Source organism: Micromonospora sp. NPDC049044 (assembly GCF_040649215.1).
In the GTDB taxonomy this organism is placed as follows: domain Bacteria; phylum Actinomycetota; class Actinomycetes; order Mycobacteriales; family Micromonosporaceae; genus Micromonospora.
Genome location: NZ_JBEZFA010000003.1, coordinates 46231 through 67018, shown reverse-complemented (window position 1 = coordinate 67018; position 20788 = coordinate 46231). Strand labels below are relative to the sequence as shown.

Genomic DNA, 20788 nt, shown 5'->3' with positions numbered 1-20788 from the left:
GGGGCGCGGGTCGCCGGGACCACAGGGAAGTTGGGGACACCCCTGATGTTCCGATCCGCCGGGCTCCCCCGCCAACGAGGCGCGACACGACGCAGGAGGCACGGCCACGAACCGCCACGACGGGCGGGGACATGGTCATGGGCCGTACGGAGTGCCACACACCGATGGTGAGGTGCTGCCACTGTGACACCAACTGGCCTCTTCCGTGAAGGTGCCGTTATCAAGCCGTTAGTTGCCCGCCATGTTGCCGATACTTGAAAAATGATCATAAAACGGTCGACACGGGCTGCACTGAGCAGGAAATACGTTGCGTCGCCCGCAGATGTGGTCTCGGCCCGCACTCAGGCTCCGGACCCACCTCTGCCCAATAGGACGTCCAACACGGCTCACATTTCGACCCATCCGGACAGGTCGACTACGGCTGCACGGGCACGATCACCGGCTGGGTGGACGAGGGCGCGGAGATCGTTCGTCTGATCCTCGGCCCGGCGACGCTGTCACACCAGTCGGCGATCCGCCGCCCAGCGGGAGAGTTCGTAGCGGTTGGACATCTGAAGTTTGCGGAGCACGTTCGACACGTGCGTCTCCACCGTCTTGATGGAGATGAACAGCTCCTTGGCGATCTCCTTGTACGCGTACCCCCGGGCCAACAGGCGCAACACCTCCCGCTCACGGTTGGTGAGCTGGTCCAGCTCCGGGTCGGCCACCGGGGCGTCCGGTCGGGCCGCGAAGGCGTCGAGCACGAAACCGGCCAGCCGTGGGCTGAACACGGCGTCCCCGTCCGCCACCCGTCGAATCGCCGCGGCCAGCTCATCCGGGGAGATGGTCTTCGTCACGTACCCCCGCGCCCCGGCCCGGATCAACCCGATCACGTCCTCCGCCGCGTCGGAAACGCTCAACGCCAGGAACTTGACCTGCGGGTGGGTACGCCGCATCGCCTCCAGCACCGCGCGGCCACCGCCGTCGGGCATGTGCACGTCGAGCAGCACCACGTCCGGGCCGACCGCCGCGATCCGGGTGACCGCCTCGGTCACGGTGCTCGCCTCGCCCACCACCTCGACGTGGGCGCCCAACTCCGCGCGCACCCCGGCCCGGAACATGGCGTGGTCGTCCACCAGGAACACCCGGAGCCGCTCGGGGCGGGCATCCGCCGGGTCGAGGTGCTCGGTCGACTGCTCGGCCATGGTCATCTGTTCCTCTCCGTTGCGGACGAGTCCCGGGAGATCGGCAGTATCAACCGGACCTCGGTCCCCTCCCCCGGTCCGGACCGGATCTCGGCCCGTCCGCCGTGCCGCTTCATCCGCCCGACGATCGAGCCGCGTACGCCGTGCCGATGATCCTCCACGGTATCCGGATCGAAGCCCTTGCCCCGGTCCCGGATGAAGACGCTTACCTGTTCGGGCTCCACCTCGGCGTAGAGCGACACGGTCTGCACGCCGGCGTGCCGGGCCGCGTTCACAAGCGCCTCCCGGGCGGCCGCGACAAGCGCGCCGACCTTCTCGTCGGTCTCGCGGTCCCCCACCACGACCGCCTCCACGGTGATCGCGTAGGTGTCCTCGACCTCGGCGGCGGCCTGCTCCAGCGCCGCGGCGAAGCGCTCGCTCGGTGACGCGGTCGGCTTGTACAGCCAGTTGCGCAGCGAACGCTCCTGCCCTCTGGCCAGCCGCTGCACCATCTTGACGTCGCTGGCGTTGCGCTGGATCAGGGCCAGGGTGTGCAGCACCTGGTCGTGCACCATGGCGGCCAACTCGGCCCGCTCCTGCTCACGGATGCGCCCCTCGCGCTCCGAGCGGAGCTGGTTGTACGTCCGCCAGAGCACTGGCGCGGCGACCACGCCGACCCCCGCCAGCCCGACCAGCGCGAAGATCACACCATTGATCACCGCGTCGAAGTTCTGAGCCGGCGAGTAGACCGCCGCGACGCCGATGATGCCGACCGCGACGAGAACCCCGCCGCCGATGAACCGGAGCACGAACGCCCGCCGGTCACTCTCCTCGACGACCGCGCCGAGCCAGGGCACCGGCATCGCGTTGCCCCACTGCCGCCGCCGCTCCGGTGCGGACTGGTGCCAGATGACCCCGGCGCCGACGGCGATGATGGCCACCAGCCAACCGGCGGTGCCGGCCGCGCCGACCGAGTCGAAGACCATCACCTGGATCAACAGGACACCGAGCCCGATCCCCACGAACGGCAGGAGTTGGGCGACATCGCGTCGGGGCGGCACCGCTGTGTCACCGGGTCGCAACGGCACCACCGCCCAGAAGGCCGCGTAGAGCAGCAGGCCGAGCCCGCTCAGGCCGAGCAGCACCATGAACGCGACGCGCACCCGCAGCACCGAGATGCCGAGATGGTCGGCGATACCGGCAGCGACGCCGGCGGCCATCCGGTGCTCGGGGGCGCGGTAGAGGCGCGGGGGCGGAATCACGGTGCTGATCGGAGGCTCCCTGGTCACGGTGGCGGGTGTGGTGGAGGTCGGTGATCTGATCGTCACACGCTGCGGCGTCGACGACCACGGGGACGCCCCCGACATTTCCGGCCGCCGGATCTCAGGGTGGGGTCAGGGTCGGGTCCTGAGGTCGCTCGGGCTCACCTGGCAGCAGGATCGAAGCATGACCGAGGAAGCTGCCCCGCCGCCCCGACCGGGGTCGGCCGAGCCGGGTGGTTCAGCACCGCCCCCACCAGCCACGACGCCCGCCGAATGGACCGAGCCCCGCCCGTTCGGTCCGCCCACCGGCCACGGCCCCGCGAGCGGCGACACACCAGCCGATCCGGCCGGCGGCTACCCGCCGCCCACCGGGGGTCCCGGGCCGGGGTTCGCGGCCGGCGCCGGCTACGGAGCCGCCGGCACGCCACCCGGGCCGGGTGGTCCGGGTCCGTCCGCGCCGCCACCGCCGCTCGGCGCCGGCTTCACCTCGCGGTACGGGTTGGTCCGGCCACGCGAGGGGCGGTATCTGGCCGGCGTCTGCGCGGCGATCGGGCGGGCCACGAACACCGACCCGGTGCTCTGGCGGGTGCTGCTCGCGGTGCTCGGGTTCTTCGGTGGCATCGGCATCCTGGTGTACGTCGCCGCCTGGTTGATCATCCCGAACGAGGGCGACACCGCGTCCCCGATCGAGTCCATGCTCGGTCGCGGTCGCTCCAGCATGTCGCCGGTGACCGTCATCGTCCTGGGCATCCTGGTCGCGGCAAGCTTCGGCTACATCGTCACCGACGCCTTCCGCGCGGTGCTGCTCGGCGCGGCCATCCTGGTCGCCGGCGCGCTGCTGCTCAACCGGGACAACCGCGGCCCGCAGCCGGGCACCCCGGCCGGGCCGGCACCGACCGGTAACCCGCCCGGCCCGGTCCCACCGGTGACCTGGCCCGCGCCGTCGTACGGCGGGGCACCGCCAACCGTCCCACCGGTGACGGCACCGATGGCCGGTGGGGCCCCGGCGTACGCCACCGCGACCGCGGGGCGACCGCCCACCGTCACCACCTCGACGTACGACCTGCCGCCGACCGCCACCGCGCAGCCGGTCTCCGGGCCGGGCCCGGTGTCCGGGCAACCGGCTGACCCGACGACCGTGGGAGCGGGCTGGCCGGCACCCGCCACCGGCTGGCCGGGCAGCAACCAGCCCACCGCCGGGTGGCCGTCGGCACCGGTGACCAGCCCGGCCACCGGCCCGGCCGGCTATCCGAGTGCCGCCCCGGCGTCCGGCTACCGCCCCCCGTTCGCGCCGCACGGCCCGTACGCCTCGCCAGCCCCGGCCACGTCCCGTCCACCGAAGCCGCCGAAGCCACCGAAGCGCCCCAAGGAACGGTCCCCGCTCGGCGCGGTGACCTTCTCCCTGATCTTCCTGGTCCTCGGTCTGGTCGCCCTGCTCGACCTGCTCGACGTCTTCGCCATCAGCGCCTCGGCGTACTTCGCGGCCGCGCTTGCCACCATCGGGCTGGGGCTGCTGGTCGGCACCTGGTTCGGGCGGGCCCGCTGGCTCATCGCGCTCGGTCTGGTGACCGCGGCGGCGTTGGGCACGGCGACGGTCGCCGAGTCCTACGACCGCATCCGCGGGGTCGACGGGGCGGTGACCTGGGCGCCGACGGACTACCGCGACCTGGCCGACAGGTACGAGAACAGCTTCGGTGACGCCGTACTCGACCTGCGTGGGATCGATTTCGCGAAACGGGACAGCCAGGTGACGGTGGCCATCAACTTCGGCAAGGCGACAGTTGTCGTCCCGCCGAACGTGGACGTCACCACGGTGGCCGACGTCAACGCGGGCGACGCCACCATCTTCGGCAACCGTTCGGGCGGGCTGGACGGCCGCCTGCAGGAGACCACCGATCTCGGTGCCGACGGTGCCGGCGGCGGCAAGCTGCGCCTGTACATCCATGTCAACGCGGGCAACCTGGAGGTGACCCGGTGAAGGCTCACCGCACGGATCTGGTGTCGTTCGCCTTCGGGCTCGTGTTCCTGGCCCTGTCGGCCTGGTGGCTGCTCGCTCAGCTGCTCGGGTTCGCGCTGCCGGCGGTCGGTTGGTTCCTGGCCGGCGCACTCATCCTGATCGGGGTCTTCGGGCTGGTCGGCGCACTGCGCTCGGGTCGGTCGGGCCAGCCGGAGCAGGCCACCGAGGTCGGTGCGACAGTGGCCGCCGCGCCCGGCTCCGGCGCGTCCGCTCCGGTTTCCGGGATGCCGACCTCCGGTGCGGCACTGCCGGTCTGGGAGGCCGACCGTTCCACCTGGGACGCTTCGCCAACGGCAGCGACCCCGGAGACGGCCACCACCGAGGTACGAGCACCGGAGGCCGCTCCCACCGACGTGATCCACCCGGCCTGGCTGGCCCACTCGCCGGCGGAGCCGGAGAGCGGCCAGCCCGACGAGCCGACGCTTCCGCTCGGCGGTCGGGTGCCAAGCAAGCCGGAGCCGACCCGGCCCGACCATCCGGCCGAGGCGGTCGGCGACCGCCCGGGTGACGAGCGGGAGGGTCGGCGGGGAGAGGCCTGACCTCGGGCGCAGCCCGGCCTCGGCCGGCTCCACCACCACGGCGGTGCCACTGGTCGGGACGGACGCATATGCTGGCTGGTGGAGATTTCGCCTCCGCCGGCCGGCCCGTCCCGCCATGGCGGTCCCGCCGCGATTCCCCTCTCTACCCCCGTCAGGAGCCCGCCCGACATGACCCAGTCCCCCGCCGTGCGTACGACCGGCCGATCCGGTCCGGTCCGCATCGGCGAGCGAGCCGCCCGTACCCTCGTCGCCGAGCTGGCCCGGATCAACGAGCCCAAGGCCGCCCTGCTGGTCGGGGTGGGCCCGGAGTCCGCGGTGCTGGCCGCGGCGATCGAGGCGCTGCTCCCCGGTGACCGGCTCTCCGTGGTGCCCGCCGAGCCGTTCGGCGCCACCGCGCTCCGCGAGCACGTCAACGCCCAGGGCCGCTGGGTCGCCGACCGGGTGGGGGTCGTCGACTCCCTGGCCGAGGCGGAAGCCGCCCGGGTCGTCATCGCCGGCGAGGTGTTCAGCGGCACCGCCGAGGAGACCCGCAGTGCCATCGAGGGTTTGACCAAATACCTGTCCGACGGTGCGGTCCTGAGCGTGGCGACCACCGCCACGCCCGGCCGGACCACCGGGGCTGCCGCCGAGTTGGCCCGCCAGGACGCCCTCTACGGCATCGGCGCCGATCTGGTGCTGCGCAACTCGCCACCGGTGCGGGTCTACCGACTGCGCTTCACCCCGGCGAGCCCCGCCACGGCGGAGCGGCTCGCGCCCGCGTACCGGCCATCGAGCGTGCCGCTGACCCGTGGCATGCACATCGACTCCAACGGGGTGGCCGCCGCCGGCATCACGCTTGGCCTCGCGGCGCTGGCCCGGGTTGCCCGCCCGTCGTCGAAGCTCTGGCTGTTGCCGGCGCTGGCCGCCGGGCCGGTCGCCGCGTTCTTCCGGGACCCGGAGCGCGACGTACCGGAGGATCCGACAGCTGTGGTCGCCAGCGCCGACGGCAAGGTCCTGTCGGTGCAGCGACTGCACGACGAGCGCTTCGGCGACGGCGAGTGGCTGCGGGTCGCGGTTTTCCTGTCGGTGCTCGACGTGCACGTCAACCGTTCCCCGGTCGCGGGCAAGGTGGTGGACTACTTCGTCGCCGACGGCGGCTTCGTCAACGCGATGAAGCCGGACGCCGAACACAACGTGGCCGCGTACACGGTGCTGGACACCGCTCGCGGCACTGTGGTGGTCGCGCAGCGCACCGGGTTGATCGCCCGTCGGATCGTGCAGCGAGCGCCGATCGGCGCGCTGTTGGCCAAGGGCGAGCGCTTCGGGCTGATCCGCTTCGGCTCACGGACCGACGTCTACCTGCCGGCCGACGCCGCGGACCCGTTGGTCGGGCCGGGCGACAAGGTGGTGGGCGGGTCCACTGTCATCGCCCGCTGGCGCTGACCCGGAACGTGCGAACGGGGCGCCGCGGTCAGCGGCGCCCCGTTCTCGTTACGGACGGATCAGGCGGTACGACGTTGCCGCAGCCAGAGCACCGGACCGCTGACCAGGTAGCCCACCACGATCAGCGCGAACGTGAGCCGGATGTCGACAAGTGCGCCGATCACCGGGGCCAGCCACAGCCACGGCGGCAGCTTCACCAGTCGGGCGAGTTTGGCGTACGGGAAGCTCGACACCATCGCGAAGGCGAGCAGCGCGACACCCGCGACAAGCACGGCACCGGGCACGGGCAGACCGATCGCCACCGTCACGGCGAGCACCGCGGCCGCCATCGTGGTGGGCACGCCGCAGAAGAACCGGCCGTCCTTCGGCGAGACGTTGAAGCGGGCCAGTCGGATCGCGGCGCAGGCCGCGACCAGGGCGCACGCCACCGCCGCCGCGGCCGTGGAGACGGAACCGGCGAGCGAGGCGTAGACCACCACCGGCGCGGCGAGGCCGAACGAGCACATGTCGGCCAGGGAGTCCATCTGTGCGCCGAACGGGCTGGCGACGCCCAGCCGCCGGGCCAGTGCGCCGTCCAGGCCGTCGAAGGCGACGCAGGCGATCAGGCAGAGTGCGGCGATCCGAACCTCGTTCTGCATGGCCAGGAAGATGGCCAGCATGCCGAGCATCAGGCTCGCCAGCGTGCAGGCGTTCACCAGACCGAACTTCATCCGGCGGGCGACGGTGCGCTCACCGGGGAGCAGCGGGATCGAATGCGACGACGCCTCGTCGACGTGCGCCACGGGCGGCATCGCCGGACTGACCGGCATGATCGCTTCGATCTCCGCTCGGCTGGCGCCCGGAGCCGGCCGGCTGAGCCGGTCCAGGCCGTAGCGGCGGCGCTGCCGGTCGGCGTAGCGGTGCTCGGTCGGGGTCAGGTCGGTCGCGTGCAGGTCGCCGTCACGGCGACCCACCCGGACCAACAGCACCTGGCGGGCGAATGTGCTGCTGCGGCGCAACGGGCCCGCCCAGCGACGCCCTGCGGGGCGCGGACTGTCAGTAGTACGACGCCGGCGCCATGGGGCTCTCGGCACGTTTCCTCCATCACCGGATCGGCTAGCCGCCGCGGGGCGGGTGTCCGGCTGTCTCGTGCCGGACCGTGTGGCCCGGCAGCCTCTTGCGCGGAGTACACCATCGCATAGGGGAACATGGCTTGGCGATAGCTGCCGGCGGTACTTATATCTGGTCTAAACCGCGCGAACCGCTCGCTTATTCCCATCCCGGGCTTCATCGCCCGTTTCCTCCATCATTCCCGCCATTGACTGTACCGGAGGGTCACCAGGTCGGCTCGTCGAGCGCGGTGCTATCGGCCACGCTGTCCGATTGCCGAGGCAGCGATGTCAGTGAGCGGCAGGTCGAGGGCCTGCTCCCGGGTGAACCAGCCGGCCCGCGCCGTCGAACCTCCGGTGGATTCGGTGACCACCGCATCGGTGGGCGCGTCCACGAGCACCCGATAGACCACCCGTACGCCGTGCCAGTCCAGCGGCCGGCCCTCCGGGCCGAGCGCGGCGGGGTTGTGCAGGTTGTTCACCCCGAGGATCTCCCCCACCCGGCCCCGCTGACCACCCTCCTCGATGAGTTCCCGCAGCAGACCGGTGGCCGGCTGCTCGCCATGATCGGTCCCACCGCCGGGGAGGTGCCACAGGCCGGCCCCCGGATAACCGGCCGCGATCTCGGTGAGCAGGATCCGCCCAGCCGGGTCGGTGACCAGCCCGTACGCCCCGAAGCGCAGCCTCTGATCGGGATGCGACGGCGGCAGCGCCACCCGCGACCGCTGCGTTCCGGGCGGCAGTGGGGTGACCGGCAGGCCGAGCATCCGGGCGGTGAACGGCGTCAGCGGCACCCCCGCCGCCTCGGCCAGGGTGAGCCAGCGCACCCGGTCGACCGGGCCGCCGCCCGCCTCGCGCGGTGTGCCGTCATGCGCTCCGAGCTCGAACAGGAGCCGATCGGTGTGCAGCGAGACGTCGTCCTCCGGACCGGCGACCACGTCGGCGACCGCCGCGCGCAGCCGGCCGACTGTCACCGTCAGCCCGGTCTGCTCGGCGACCGCCCGGACCAGGGCGCGCTCCGGGTGCTCGGCGTGCGCCACCGCGCCACCGGGCAGCCGCCAGATCCCCGGGAACTCACCCCCGACCCCGTCCCGCACCACCAGCAGCCGGCCCGAGTCCCACAAGATCCCGTAGCCACCAACGCGCCGCGCAAGCTCCATCCCGCCCACTCCGCTCCCCCACCAACCGCCGGCCGACCGACCCGGTCGACCCGTCCGTCGATCATGAGGTTATTGCCATCCAACTCGGCGCGTCCTGGCAACAACTTCATGATCGACGCTGGGAGGGGCTGCGGGGTCAGGTGAGCTGGGCCGCCTGGACCGCTTCGGCGGTGACCTCGGTGAGGCGGTCGGTGGGGAGCGCGCCCAACTCCTCGCGGCCGAACCAGCGGGCCTCGCAGGTGGAGCCGCCCACGTCGGCCACGGTCAGTGGGTTGGGCTGGTCGACGACGACGCGGTAGAAGGCGCGTACGCCGTGCCAGTCGATCGGGTAGCCCTCGGGGCCGAGCGAGGCGGCGTCGCGGTGGCTGGCCACCCCGAGCAGCTCGACAAGGCGGCCGGCCTGGCCGGTCTCCTCGACCAGTTCGCGGATGAGTGCCGCGCCGGGCTGCTCGCCGTAGTCGGTGCCGCCGCCGGGCAGGTGCCAGCAGCCGGCGCCCGGGTAGCCGTCGGAGATGCGGGTGAGCAGCACCCGGCCGGCGGGGTCGGTGCAGACCGCGTACGCGGCGAAACGCTGGGCCCGGTGCAGCCCGTCGGGGCCGGGCACGGCGTAGAAGGAGGGGAACTCGGGTGCCTCGTCGGGCACCACGTCGGCCGAGGAGGCGGGCAGCCCGAGGGCGCGTGCGGTGAACGAGCGCAGCGGCAGTTCGCGTGCCTCGTCGAGGGTGTACCAGCGGGCCAGGTCGGTGGGGCGTTCGCCGACCCGGTCGGCGAGGGTGCCGCCGCGGACCGCGACCCGGTAGATCAGCCGGTCGGTGTGGATGGTGATGCCCCGGTCCGGGAGTGCCCGCATGTCGGCGAGCACGTCGGCGAGGCCGGAGACGGCGACGGAGAGGCCGGTCTCGGCGGCGGTTTCCCGAACGACAGTGTGGTTCGGGTCCTCACCGTGGTCGACGGCCCCGCCGGGCAGCGACCACGCCCCGGGGGTGCCGGAGTGCTCCGATGCGCGGACCAGCAAGACGCGGCCGCTTGAATCAGCACAAACTGCGTATGCCGCGATCCTGCGGAGCGGCTTGAGCAAGGTGGTCACGGAAGCAAATTCTCCCCGGGCCGGGTTACCGGAACGGAAAAGAGTCGGATTCCTGACTGTCTGGCCTCAATCAGGGATCGGTCAGGGTAAGGATCCGGGCGGTCACCGAGGGCGGGACGGGCCCCGGCGCGGACCGTGGAGGCATGACATCGACCACCGCTCCCCACGCCCCGTACAAGCAGCTCCGTCGACCCACCACCGACCGCATGGTCGCGGGGGTCGCGAGCGGCGTCGGCCGCTACTTCGCGGTCGACCCCACAGTGGTCCGGGTGGCCTTCGCGGTCACCGGCCTGCTCACCGGCGGGCTCGCGCTGCTCGCGTACCCGATCATGTGGTTCCTGATGCCCGAGGAGCCCACCGGCGCGCCGGCCTGGCCGCACGCCGCGGGCGTCGCGCCGCACGCCGGCCCACCGCCGACCGCCGGGCCTGCCCCCGGGTACGCCCCGACGCCGCCCTACCCGCCGACGACGCCGTCCAGCCCGCCGCCGGCCGCGTGAGGCCGGCTCACTCCCACTCGATGGTGCCCGGCGGCTTGCTTGTCACGTCCAGCACCACCCGGTTGACCTCGGCCACCTCGTTGGTGATCCGGGTGGAGATCCGGGCGACGACCTCGTAGGGCAGCCGGGACCAGTCGGCGGTCATCGCGTCCTCGCTGGAGACCGGGCGCAGCACCACGGGATGCCCGTAGCTGCGCCCGTCTCCCTGCACACCGACACTGCGCACGTCGGCGAGCAGCACCACCGGGAACTGCCAGACGCCCCGGTCCAGGCCGGCTGCGGTCAACTCCTCGCGGGCGATCAGGTCGGCCTGGCGGAGCAGGTCGAGGCGTTCCTGGTTGACCGCGCCGATGATCCGGATGGCCAGGCCGGGGCCGGGGAACGGGTGCCGCCAGACCATCGCCTCGGGCAGGCCCAACTGGAGGCCGAGCGCGCGGACCTCGTCCTTGAACAGGGTGCGCAGCGGCTCGACGAGCGCGAACTTCAGGTCCTCCGGCAGCCCGCCGACGTTGTGGTGACTCTTGATGTTGGCGGTGCCGGTGCCGCCGCCAGACTCCACCACGTCGGGGTAGAGGGTGCCCTGAACGAGGAACTCCACGTCGCCGTGTGAGGCGATCTCGCGGGCGGCGGCCTCGAAGACCCGGATGAACTCCCGACCGATGATCTTGCGCTTCTGCTCCGGGTCGGTCACGTCGGCCAGCGCGCCGAGGAACCGGTCGGTGGCGTCGACCACCTTCAGCTTGATGCCGGTGGCCGCTACGTAGTCCTTCTCCACCTGCTCGGCCTCGCCCGCGCGCAGTAGACCGTGGTCGACGAAGACGCAGGTGAGCTGATCACCGACCGCCTTGTGCACGAGCGCGGCGGCGACCGCGGAGTCCACCCCGCCGGACAGGCCGCAGATGACCTCCTTGTCGCCCACCTGGGCGCGGATCCGGGCAACCTGCTCGTCGATGATGTTCTCGGGCGTCCAGGTCGGCTCGATGCCGGCGATGTCGTACAGGAAGCGGGTGAGCATCTCCTGGCCGTGCGCTGTGTGCCCGACCTCCGGGTGGAACTGCACGCCGGCCCGCCGCCCGGCCAGGTCCTCGAAGGCGGCCACCGGAGCGCCGGCCGACTCGGCGGTCACCGTGAAGCCCTCGGGCGCCTCGGTCACGGCGTCACCGTGGCTCATCCAGACCGGCAGGTCCGCCGGCAGGTCGCGCAGCAGCACACCCGGATCGAGCAGGCGGGGTCGCAGCGGCGTGCCACCGTACTCACGGTTGCCGGTCCTCGCCACCGTGCCACCGAGCGCCTGGGCCATCGCCTGGAAGCCGTAGCAGATGCCGAAGACCGGCACGTCGGCGCTGAACACGCCCGCGTCGATCTGCGGGGCGTCCGGCGCGTAGACGCTGGCCGGGCCACCGGAGAGGATGATCGCGGCGGGGTTCTTCGCCAGCATCTCGGCGATCGGCATCGAGTGCGGCACGATCTCGGAGTAGACCTTCGCCTCGCGGACCCGGCGCGCGATGAGCTGGGCGTACTGGGCTCCGAAGTCCACCACGAGGACGGGGCGAGGCAGGCTCATGTGCGCAAAGCCTACCGACAGTCACGGCCGCGCCCGGCACCGGCTCGCCCGCCGGCCGGCCCGGGCTCACCGACGCAGCGCGCCCGGGGCGTCCGCCGGCACCGCCGGGTGGTGCGGGGGCACTGGTGTCAGCCGACGGTACGCGGACCCGAGCGGCGGGCGCGGGTCCTCCTCGCCCCGGTTGGGCCAGAAGGACATCGCCCGCTCGGCCTGGGCGGTGATCGTCAACGACGGGTTCACGCCGAGGTTGGCCGAGACCGCCGCGCCGTCGACGACGTGCAGGCCAGGGTGCCCGTACACCCGGTGCCAGGGGTCGATCACCCCGTCGGCCGGGGTGGCGCCGATCACCGCCCCGCCCAGGATGTGCGCGGTGATCGGGATGTCGAACGGTTCGGTGAGCGAGCCGCCGGGCGTACCGCCGATCTCCTCGGCGAGCAACCGGGCCGCCGTGTTGCCAGCGGGGATCCAGGTCGGGCTGGGGCTGCCGTGCCCTGGGCCGGCGACCAGGCGAGGACCGAAGGCGCCGCGCCGCCACCTGGTGGTCAGCGAGTTGTCCACCGACTGCATCACCAGGGCGATCACCGTCCGCTCCGACCAGCCGCGCACCGACACCATCCGGGCGGCCAGCCCCGGTTGCCGCACGATGCTGCCCAGCCAGCGCCGCACCCGGTGCGGGCCGCCGTCGACGAGCAGCGACTGGAGCAGCCCCATCGCGTTGGAGCCGCGCCCGTAGCGGACCGGCTCGATGTGGGTCTGCGGGTCCGGGTGGAACGAGCTGGTGATCGCCACGCCGCCGGTGAAGTCCAGCCCTTCGGCCCGGGCCTGCTGGCGTGCCACCGAGGCACCCAGGATCGCCTCGGAGTTGGTCCGGGTCAGCTCTCCCAGGCGCGGTGAGAGCCCGGGCAGCACGCCGTCGTCCTTCATCGCGTGCAGCAGCCGTTGGGTGCCGAGCGCCCCGGCGGCGAACACCACCTGGTCGGCGTGGATCACCTGGCGGCGATGACGCACCCAGGCGCCGGTGCGGACGGTGTGCACCTCGTACCCACCCTCTGCGGCGGGTTTGACGGCGGTCACGGTGGTCAGCGGGTGCACCACGGCGCCCAGCCGCTCGGCGAGATAGAGATAGTTCTTGACCAGGGTGTTCTTCGCCCCGTGCCGGCAGCCGGTCATGCACCCGCCGCAGTGCGTGCAGCCGGTGCGCTCCGGGCCGGCGCCGCCGAAGTACGGGTCGGCGACCCGCTCGCCGGGACGGCCGATGTGCACCCCGACCGGGGTGGGGTGGAAGGTGTGCCCCACCCCCATCCGCTCGGCCACCGCCCGCATCGCCCGGTCCGCGCCGGTGTTCACCGGGTACGTGGTGACGCCGAGCATCCGCTTCGCCTGGTCGTAGTGGCGGGCCAACTCGCCGCGCCAGTCGGTGATGTCCCGCCACTGCGGGTCGGTGTAGAAGGCCGGCAGCGGCTCGTAGAGGGTGTTCGCGTAGACCAGCGAGCCGCCACCCACCCCGGCTCCGGAGAGCACCAGCACACCACCGCCGGAGCGCTTCGCGGCCGGGCGGAGCAGGGTGATCCGCTGGATGCCGTAGCAGCCCAGCTTCGGTGCCCACAGGAACCGGCGGGCGCGCCAGGACGTCTGCGGGAACTCGTCGTCGGCGAAGCGGCGGCCCGCTTCCAGCACGGCGACGGAGTAGCCCTTCTCGGCCAGCCGGAGCGCTGTGACGCTGCCGCCGAAGCCGGACCCGATGACGAGCACGTCGTACCGCATGGAGGCATCATTACTCGCGAGTAGCGCTCGCGCCAGCGCCCGATTTCGCGCGATCATGCTCCGGCCGACCGACCCGGCGCCTTCCGGCCGCAACCCGGAGCACCCGTCGGAGCGTTGTTCACCAGACGGGTGGAAGGAATCCATGATGGTCCTCGGGTCGATGGCGCCGCGCCGGCGGTGGTTGCTGCTCGGGTTGACGGCCCTTGCCGTCGTCGCCCTGATCGCGGCCGGCACTGTGGTGATCACCCGGCTGACCGGCGACAGCGAGCCCGGCGGGGCTCCGGTGGCCGGCTCGCCGACGCCGTCGCCGGTCACGACGCCCACCCCGAGCCCCAGCGGCCCACCGCCGGGCGCGGACATCACCGGCCCGCTCAACCTGCTGCTGGTCGGGGTGGACACCCGGGTCAGCGTGCCCGGTTGGGAACCGCACGCGGACGCCGTGCTGGTGCTGCACGTACCCAAGGGGCTGGGCCAGGCGTACCTCTTCTCGCTCCCCCGCGACCTGCTTGTCGACATCCCGGCGTTCCCGAAGGCCGACTACAAGGGCGGCAAGACCAAACTCACCCACGCGATGAGCTTCGGCAGCCGGGTGCCGGGCAAGCCCAAACAACCAAGCACCGCCCAGGGGTACGAGCTGCTGCGCAGCACCGTCAGCGGATACACCGGGCTGCGCATCGACGCGGGCGCGGTGCTCACGTTCAACGGCTTCGACCGTTTGGTGAACGCGCTCGGCGGGGTGGACATCTACGTCGACCAGCGGGTGGCCTCGCTGCACCGCCGGCCGGACGGCAAGTACCGGGAGAGCGCACCCGGCGGGTACACCGGGCCACAGCAGGTCTACGAGAAGGGCGAGCAGCACCTGAACGGCTGGCAGGCACTCGACTACGCGCGGCAGCGCTACATCACCGGCGGCGACTACGCCCGGCAGCGACACCAGCAACAACTCATCAAGGCGCTGACCCGCAAGATCCTGGACGAAGGGCTGGCCCGGCAACCGGAACGGGTCGACCAGGTGGTCGCCGCGCTCGGCGACACACTGGTGTACGTGGGTGGACAGCGGATCGTGGACATCGCCTACGCCCTGAGTGGGGTGCCGGAGAACCGCTTCACGCTTGTCGGTCTGCCCGGGTCCGGCGTCGGCAAGGGCAGCGCCTACCGGGGCGAACAGCTCACCGGCGTCGGCCGGAAGTTCATCACCGAACTCCGGGCCGGCCGCGCGGACACCTACCTCGCCGCCAACCCCACTCTGGTCGTCAAGAACTGACAGCGGTCAGAGCCGCTTGGGCAGGACGGGTTTCTTGGTGCCGTAGAGCCAGGCGTCGAAGAGCGTGTCGAGCTGCCTGCCGGAGATACGTTCGGCGAGCGCCACGAACTCGGCGGTGGTGGCGGTGCCGTTGCGCTTCTCCGCCGCCCAGGTCTTGACGATCTCGAAGAACGCCTTGTCGCCGACGGACACCCGCAGGGCGTGCAACGTCATCGCACCACGCTGGTAGACCGACTCGCTGAACAGCTCCTCCGCCCCCGGCTTGCCCGGCGGCGTCTTCCACAACTTCTCGGATGGCCTGGCGTACCGGCTGTCGAACGCCTCCTTGACAGTGGAATCCCTGGTGTGCTCGACCCAGAGCCACTCCGCGTACGTCGCGAAGCCCTCGTTGAGCCAGATGTCCTCCCACTTGCCCAGCGATACGCTGTCGCCGAACCACTGGTGCGCCAGCTCGTGGGCGACCACAGCGGTGTTCGAACCCTGCCGGAAGAAACCCGCCGGGTAGACCGGCCGGCTCTGCGTCTCCAGCGCGTAGGAGATCCGGCTGTCCGAGACCACCACACCGCCGTACGCGTCGAAGGGGTACGGCCCGAACACGGTCTCCAGGTAGTCGGCGACCTTGGTGGTCTCGGCGATCGCCGAGTCCGCGGAACCGTTGGCCGCGATCGCCACCGCGCTGTAGACCGGCTTCCCCCGGTGCGTGGCAGTGGTGATCCGGAACTCGCCGATCACGAGCGTGCTGAGGTAGCTGGCCATCGGCGACTTCTCCGACCACTTCCAGGTGGTCCACCCCGCCGTACTGGTCTTGCCGCCGGGAACGCCGTTGCTGATCGCGGTGACACCGTCGGGAACGGTGATCTCGAAGTCGTACGTGGCCTTGTCTGACGGGTGGTCGTTCACCGGGAACCAGGTGCTTGCCGACTCGGGCTCCCCGAGCGCGATGGCACCGTCGGGGGTGTGCAGGAATCCACCCTCACCGAGAGCCTCGTTCTTCAGCGGCTTCGGCACGCCCTCGTAGGCGATCTCGGCGACGAACCCGTTGCCGTTGATCAGGCCGGAAGTGGGCTTGATGACCAGCTCGTTCCGCTCCCGGCGGTGCGTTGCCGGTGCACCGTCCACGGTGACCGCGCTGACCGTCAGGCCGGCGAGGTCGAGGTTGAACGTCGACAGGTCGGCCGTCGCGGTCGCCTGCACTGTGGTCGTACCGGTAAGTCGGTCCTTCGCGGGGTCGTAGCGCACCTTGACCACGTACCGTGCGACGTCGTAGCCGCCGTTGCCGTAGCTCGGGAAGTAGGCGTCGCCGGCCCCCGCCGCGCCCGCGGTGAACGTCCGCGCGGCCGTCGACGACGCGCTGGGCGAGGGCACGGCCTCGGTGCCCGTCGAGTCGCATCCGGACAGGACGAGAGCCCCCGTCACCAGCAGAGCCGAGCCCATCCGCAGTCTGCGTCGCGTCACCCGCATCCCACACCCTCCCCCGTACGGTGGCGCGGCGGCTCACGCCGCCCCGCGCGAGCGGGCGTCTCCCCGCCGTTCGCAGGCGGCAGCATATCGACCGGCCATCACGCCTGCGTCACGGCAGTGTGGGCGCCGAAGCACCCACCAACCAGGCGTCGAAGAGGGGTCGGAGCGGCCGGCCCGCTACCCGCTCGGCAAGCGCGACGAGGTCGCCGGTGCTCGCGTTGCCCGTCGCCCGCTCGGTGGTCCAGGTCCGCAGGATGCGGAAGAACGTGTCGTCACCGACGGTCCGACGCAACGCGTGCACGGCCAGCGCCCCGCGCTTGTAGACGGCCGCACCGAACATCCGCTCCCGGCCCGGCTCGACCGACGGCTGCGACCAGTCGGTAGCCGCGTACTGCAACTCGAAGGTGCGCTCGGCGGTCGGGCCGCCGTCGTGTTCCGCCCACAGCCACTCGGCGTAGCTGGCGAAGCCCTCGTTCAACCAGATGTCGCTCCACCTGCCCACCGACACGCTGTCGCCGAACCACTGGTGCGCCAACTCATGCGCGACGACGCTCGGGTTGGGGCGGTCGTCGGCGAAGAACGCGGGCCCGTAGACCGGGCGGGACTGGGTTTCCAGCGCGTACCCGACGCGGTCGTCGGCGATCACGATCCCGCCGTACGAGTCGAACGGGTACGGGCCGAAGCGGCTGGCCAGGAAGTCGGCGATCGCACCGGTGCGGGCCAGTGAGCTGGCTGCGCCGCCGGCCGGTGGCAGGCTCGCCGCCACCGCGGTGACCATCGGCCGGCCGGCGTGCGTGCTGGTCTCCACCCGGTAGTCACCGATCACCAGCGTCGTCAGGTAACTGGCCATCGGGGTGCGCTCCGACCAGTGCCAGGTGGTCCAGCCGTCGGCGCTGCTCTTCGGCCCGGGAACCCCGTTGCTCAGCGCGGCCAGGCCGTCCGGCACTGTCACCGCCAGGTCGTAGCTGGCCTTGTCCGACGGGTGGTCGTTGACCGGGAACCAGGTGGCGGCCGAGTCGGGTTGGCCGAGCGCGACAGCGCCGTCGGCGGTGTGCAGGAAACCACCGCTGCCCAACGTCCCGTCCGCGACGGCGGTGGGCACGCCCGCGTAGTCGACTGTCACTGTGAACTGCCTGCCACGCGGGAGACCGTCGCGCGGCGTCACCACCAGCTCGTCGTCGTCGCGGCGGTGCTCGGCCCGCGCGTCACCCAACCGGACCGCGCTCACGTCCAGACCGACCAGGTCCAGATTGAACCGGGACAGGTCCTGGGTGGCCGTGGCGGTGATGACGGCTCGACCGCTCAGCCGATCGGTCGACGGGTCGTAGCGGACGTCCAGGCCGTAGTGGGTGACGTCGTAGCCACCGTTGCCGTGTCCCGGCACGTACGGGTCACCGGCGTCGGCCGCACCGGGCCGGAAACCGTCCCGGTGCGCGCTCGGGCAGCCGGCCAGCAGCAGCCCGAGGAGACAGGTGAGCGCGGTGGCCAGCCGGCGGCCGGCAGGCGAGCGTCCGGTCCGGACCATGCAGACTCCTCCCGCGGGTCCCCGGGTCAGGACGAGCGTAGCCAGCCGCGCCGACCGGATGACCGGTATCGGCCTTTTGCGGGGTCCGGGGGCGTGCCGCGACGAAGGCCGGCCCCGCACTGCGCGGAGCCGGCCTTCACGTGTACGCGCAACGGGTCAGCGGTCGAGGACCAGGCCGACCTTCTGGAACTCCTTCAGGTCGCGGTAACCGCACTTGGCCATCGCCCGACGCAGCCCACCGAACAGGTTGAGTTGGCCGTCGGCCTCGTCCGCCGGCCCGAAGAGCAGCTCCTCCATCGACCCGAGCGGCTCACCGGCCACCTCGAACGCGCCCCGGGGCAGCGACGGGTGACTCGCCGCCGAGTGCCACCAGGCGCCACCGGCGGGCGCCTCGTCACACAGCGACAGCGGCTCACCGAGCATCACCGCGTCCGCGCCGCAGCCGAGGGCCTTGGCGATGTCACCCGAGGTCTGCATGTCGCCGTCGGCGATCAGGTGCACGTACCGGCCGCCGGTCTCGTCGAGGTAGTCGCGACGGGCCGCCGCGGCATCGGCGATCGCGGTGGCCATCGGCACCCGGATGCCCAGCACCGACTCGGTCGTCGACCACTCGTCGCCACCGATGCCCACGATCACCCCGGCCGCGCCGGTACGCATCAGGTGCAGCGCGGTCTTGTAGTCGGTGCAACCACCGACGATCACCGGCAGGTCGAGGTCGGCGATGAACTCCTTGAGGTTCAACGGCTCGTCGGTCGTCGACACGTGCTCGGCCGAGACGATGGTGCCCTGGATGACCAGGATGTCCACCCCGGCGTCCAGGATCACCGGGGCCAGCGCGAGGGTGTGCTGCGGGGAGACCCGCACCGCCACCGTGCCGCCACCGGCGCGCAGCTCACGAACCCGCTCGGCGATCAGGTCCGGGCGGATCGGCTCCGCGTACACCTCCTGGAGCCGCTTGGTGGCGCGGGCGTCCTCGTCGAGGCCGGCCAACTCGTCAAGCACCTTCGTCGGGTTCTCGTAGCGGGTCCACAGACCCTCGACGTTGAGCACGCCCAACCCGCCGAGCTGACCGAGCCGCACCGCCGACGACGGGCTCATCGTGGCGTCGGAGGGGTGGCCGACGCAGGGAATGCCGAACGGGTACGCGTCGAGCTGCCAGGAGGTCGACACGTCGTCGACGTCCCGGGTGCGGCGGCTCGGCACGATGGCGATGTCGTCCAGGTGGTAGCCGCGCTGCGCGGTCTTGCCCAGCCCGATCTCGACCACGTCACGCATGGGGGACTCCAGGTGGTTGGGGGTGTTGGATCAGCGGGTGTGGTAGTTGGGCGCCTCGACGGTCATCTGGATGTCGTGCGGGTGGCTCTCCTTCAGGCCGGCCGCGGTGATCCGGATGAGCTGGCCCCGGCGGTGCAGATCGGGGATGTTCTCCGCACCGGCGTACCCCATGGCCAGTCGCAACCCGCCGACCAGCTGGTGCGCCACCCGGGAGAGCGGCCCCCGGTAGGGCACCTGACCCTCCACGCCCTCCGGGACCAGCTTGTCGTCGCTGAGCACGTCCTGCTGGAAGTAGCGGTCCTTGCTGTACGACTTGGCCTGACCCCGGGACTGCATCGCCCCGAGCGACCCCATGCCACGGTAGGTCTTGAACTGCTTGCCGTTGACGAAGATCAGCTCGCCGGGGCTCTCCTCGCAACCGGCCAGCAGACTGCCGAGCATCACCGTGTCGGCTCCGGCCACCAGGGCCTTGGCGATGTCGCCGGAATACTGGATGCCACCGTCGCCGATCACCGGCACACCGGCCGGGCGGGCGGCCCGGGCCGCCTCCATGATCGCGGTCACCTGCGGCACGCCGACCCCGGCGACGATCCGGGTGGTGCAGATCGCGCCCGGACCCACGCCCACCTTGACGCCGTCCGCGCCGGCGTCGACGAGCGCCTTCGCGCCCGCGTACGTGGCCACGTTGCCGCCCATCACGTCGACCGCCACGTCGGCCTTGAGCCGACGGACCATGTCCAGCACGGCCCGCTGGTGACCGTGCGCGGTGTCCACGATCAGCACGTCGACGCCCGCGTCGACAAGGGCCCGGGCCCGCTTGTACGCGTCCTCGCCGACACCGATGGCGGCGGCGACCCGCAGTCGGCCGGCGTCGTCCTTGCTGGCGTCCGGGTACTGCTCGCTCTTGGTGAAGTCCTTGACGGTGATCAGGCCACGCAGCCGGCCCGAGTCGTCGACGATCGGCAGCTTCTCGACCTTGTGCTGGCGCAGCAGCGCCAGGGCGTCGTCCTTGCTCACCCCGACCCGCGCGGTGATCAGCGGAGTGTGGGTCATGATCTCGCGGACCGGGGTGTTCGGCTCGGAGACGAACCGCATGTCCCGGTTGGTGACGATGCCGACCAGTTGGCCGTCGCCGTCCACCACCGGTACGCCGGAGATGCGGTAACGCCCGCACAACTCGTCGACCTCGCGCAGCGTGTCGTCCGGGCTGGCGGTCACCGGGTTGGTGATCATGCCGGACTCGGACCGCTTGACCAGGTCGACCTGGAGCGCCTGGTCCTCCATCGAGAGGTTGCGGTGCAGCACGCCGATGCCACCCTGGCGGGCCATGGCGATCGCCATCCGGGCCTCGGTCACCGTGTCCATCGCACTGGACAGCAGCGGAATCGACAGCTCGATGTTGCGGGTGAGCTTCGTGCGGGTGTTGACCCGGCTGGGCACCACGTCCGACTCGCCCGGCTGCAACAGCACGTCGTCGAAGGTGAGGCCGAGCGGAACCACCCGGGCGGAGCCGGCCGGCAGCTCGGGCAGGTGGCCGCCCAGGTCGGCGTGCTCGACGCCGGCCGGCAGATCGGTGCTGGGCGAATTTTCCACGATTGCTCCCCTGAGCTGCTCGGATGGGCTTCAGCGAGGTGGCGCGGGCGGGCACCGGAGCGCGCCACGCTGCCGGCCCGTCGCCTCATCGTACCCAGTGAGCTGGG

The 20788-nt window shown here is 71.9% G+C and carries 15 protein-coding genes and 1 pseudogene; 5 read left to right on the top strand and 11 right to left on the bottom strand.

The annotated features are described in order from the left end of the window. Positions 1-497: 497 nt before the first annotated feature. Both AB0B85_RS03140 and AB0B85_RS03135 read right to left on the bottom strand, forming a co-directional pair. Positions 498-1184: a response regulator transcription factor gene (locus tag AB0B85_RS03140; protein ID WP_357403320.1), complete on the bottom strand. Its 687-nt coding sequence runs from the start codon at positions 1182-1184 to the stop codon at positions 498-500. A gap of 2 nt (positions 1185-1186) precedes the next feature. Continuing rightward, the gene (locus tag AB0B85_RS03135) at positions 1187-2452 is read right to left on the bottom strand and encodes a PspC domain-containing protein (protein WP_357402980.1); all 1266 of its coding nucleotides are present in this window, start codon (positions 2450-2452) and stop codon (positions 1187-1189) included. 157 nt (positions 2453-2609) lie between these two features. Between AB0B85_RS03135 and AB0B85_RS03130 the strand changes: the two genes are divergently transcribed. The 3 genes and pseudogenes from AB0B85_RS03130 (at position 2610) to AB0B85_RS03120 (ending at position 6403) form a co-directional block, all read left to right on the top strand. Beyond that, positions 2610-4403, top strand: coding sequence for a PspC domain-containing protein (locus AB0B85_RS03130; protein WP_357402978.1), 1794 nt, complete (start codon positions 2610-2612; stop codon positions 4401-4403). Then, positions 4400-4594, top strand: a pseudogene (locus AB0B85_RS03125) (hypothetical protein); the annotation flags it as partial. The gene AB0B85_RS03130 and the pseudogene AB0B85_RS03125, both read left to right, overlap by 4 nt. Positions 4595-5149: 555 nt before the next feature. Further along, positions 5150-6403 (top strand): phosphatidylserine decarboxylase, encoded by a 1254-nt coding sequence (locus AB0B85_RS03120; RefSeq protein WP_357402976.1) that lies wholly within the window; start codon positions 5150-5152, stop codon positions 6401-6403. A 59-nt stretch (positions 6404-6462) separates the two neighbouring features. On the opposite strand, the gene AB0B85_RS03115 is transcribed toward AB0B85_RS03120, so the two are convergent. The 3 genes from AB0B85_RS03115 to AB0B85_RS03105 form a co-directional block, all read right to left on the bottom strand. Continuing rightward, positions 6463-7401, bottom strand: coding sequence for a CDP-alcohol phosphatidyltransferase family protein (locus tag AB0B85_RS03115; RefSeq protein ID WP_357402974.1), 939 nt, complete (start codon positions 7399-7401; stop codon positions 6463-6465). 344 nt (positions 7402-7745) lie between these two features. After that, the gene (locus AB0B85_RS03110) at positions 7746-8651 is read right to left on the bottom strand and encodes an NUDIX domain-containing protein (RefSeq protein ID WP_357402972.1); all 906 of its coding nucleotides are present in this window, start codon (positions 8649-8651) and stop codon (positions 7746-7748) included. Between the two features lie 136 nt (positions 8652-8787). Next, the gene (locus tag AB0B85_RS03105) at positions 8788-9738 is read right to left on the bottom strand and encodes an NUDIX domain-containing protein (protein WP_355428277.1); all 951 of its coding nucleotides are present in this window, start codon (positions 9736-9738) and stop codon (positions 8788-8790) included. Positions 9739-9881: 143 nt separating this feature from the next. On the opposite strand from AB0B85_RS03105, the gene AB0B85_RS03100 reads away from it, so the two are divergent. Continuing rightward, positions 9882-10235: a PspC domain-containing protein gene (locus AB0B85_RS03100; RefSeq protein ID WP_357402970.1), complete on the top strand. Its 354-nt coding sequence runs from the start codon at positions 9882-9884 to the stop codon at positions 10233-10235. 7 nt (positions 10236-10242) lie between these two features. Here the strand turns inward: AB0B85_RS03100 and guaA are convergent, their stop codons facing one another. Next, positions 10243-11799 (bottom strand): glutamine-hydrolyzing GMP synthase, encoded by a 1557-nt coding sequence (gene guaA, locus AB0B85_RS03095; RefSeq protein ID WP_357402968.1) that lies wholly within the window; start codon positions 11797-11799, stop codon positions 10243-10245. A gap of 66 nt (positions 11800-11865) precedes the next feature. Then, positions 11866-13563, bottom strand: coding sequence for a GMC family oxidoreductase (locus tag AB0B85_RS03090; RefSeq protein ID WP_357402966.1), 1698 nt, complete (start codon positions 13561-13563; stop codon positions 11866-11868). A 142-nt stretch (positions 13564-13705) separates the two neighbouring features. Between AB0B85_RS03090 and AB0B85_RS03085 the strand changes: the two genes are divergently transcribed. Continuing rightward, complete coding sequence (locus AB0B85_RS03085) at positions 13706-14827, top strand: LCP family protein (RefSeq protein ID WP_357402964.1); 1122 nt, start codon at positions 13706-13708, stop codon at positions 14825-14827. 6 nt (positions 14828-14833) lie between these two features. Here AB0B85_RS03085 and AB0B85_RS03080 read toward each other — a convergent pair whose 3' ends face one another. The 4 genes from AB0B85_RS03080 to guaB all read right to left on the bottom strand — a co-directional run bounded on the left by AB0B85_RS03080 (position 14834) and on the right by guaB (position 20681). After that, positions 14834-16288 (bottom strand): M1 family metallopeptidase, encoded by a 1455-nt coding sequence (locus AB0B85_RS03080; protein ID WP_357402962.1) that lies wholly within the window; start codon positions 16286-16288, stop codon positions 14834-14836. Between the two features lie 109 nt (positions 16289-16397). Continuing rightward, complete coding sequence (locus tag AB0B85_RS03075) at positions 16398-17813, bottom strand: M1 family metallopeptidase (protein WP_357402960.1); 1416 nt, start codon at positions 17811-17813, stop codon at positions 16398-16400. 156 nt (positions 17814-17969) lie between these two features. Then, complete coding sequence (locus AB0B85_RS03070) at positions 17970-19088, bottom strand: GuaB3 family IMP dehydrogenase-related protein (RefSeq protein ID WP_357402958.1); 1119 nt, start codon at positions 19086-19088, stop codon at positions 17970-17972. Positions 19089-19118: 30 nt separating this feature from the next. Continuing rightward, positions 19119-20681 carry an IMP dehydrogenase gene (gene guaB, locus AB0B85_RS03065; protein ID WP_357402956.1) on the bottom strand — a complete coding sequence of 521 codons (1563 nt, stop codon included), beginning with the start codon at positions 20679-20681 and terminating at the stop codon, positions 19119-19121. Between the last annotated feature and the right edge of the window lie 107 nt (positions 20682-20788).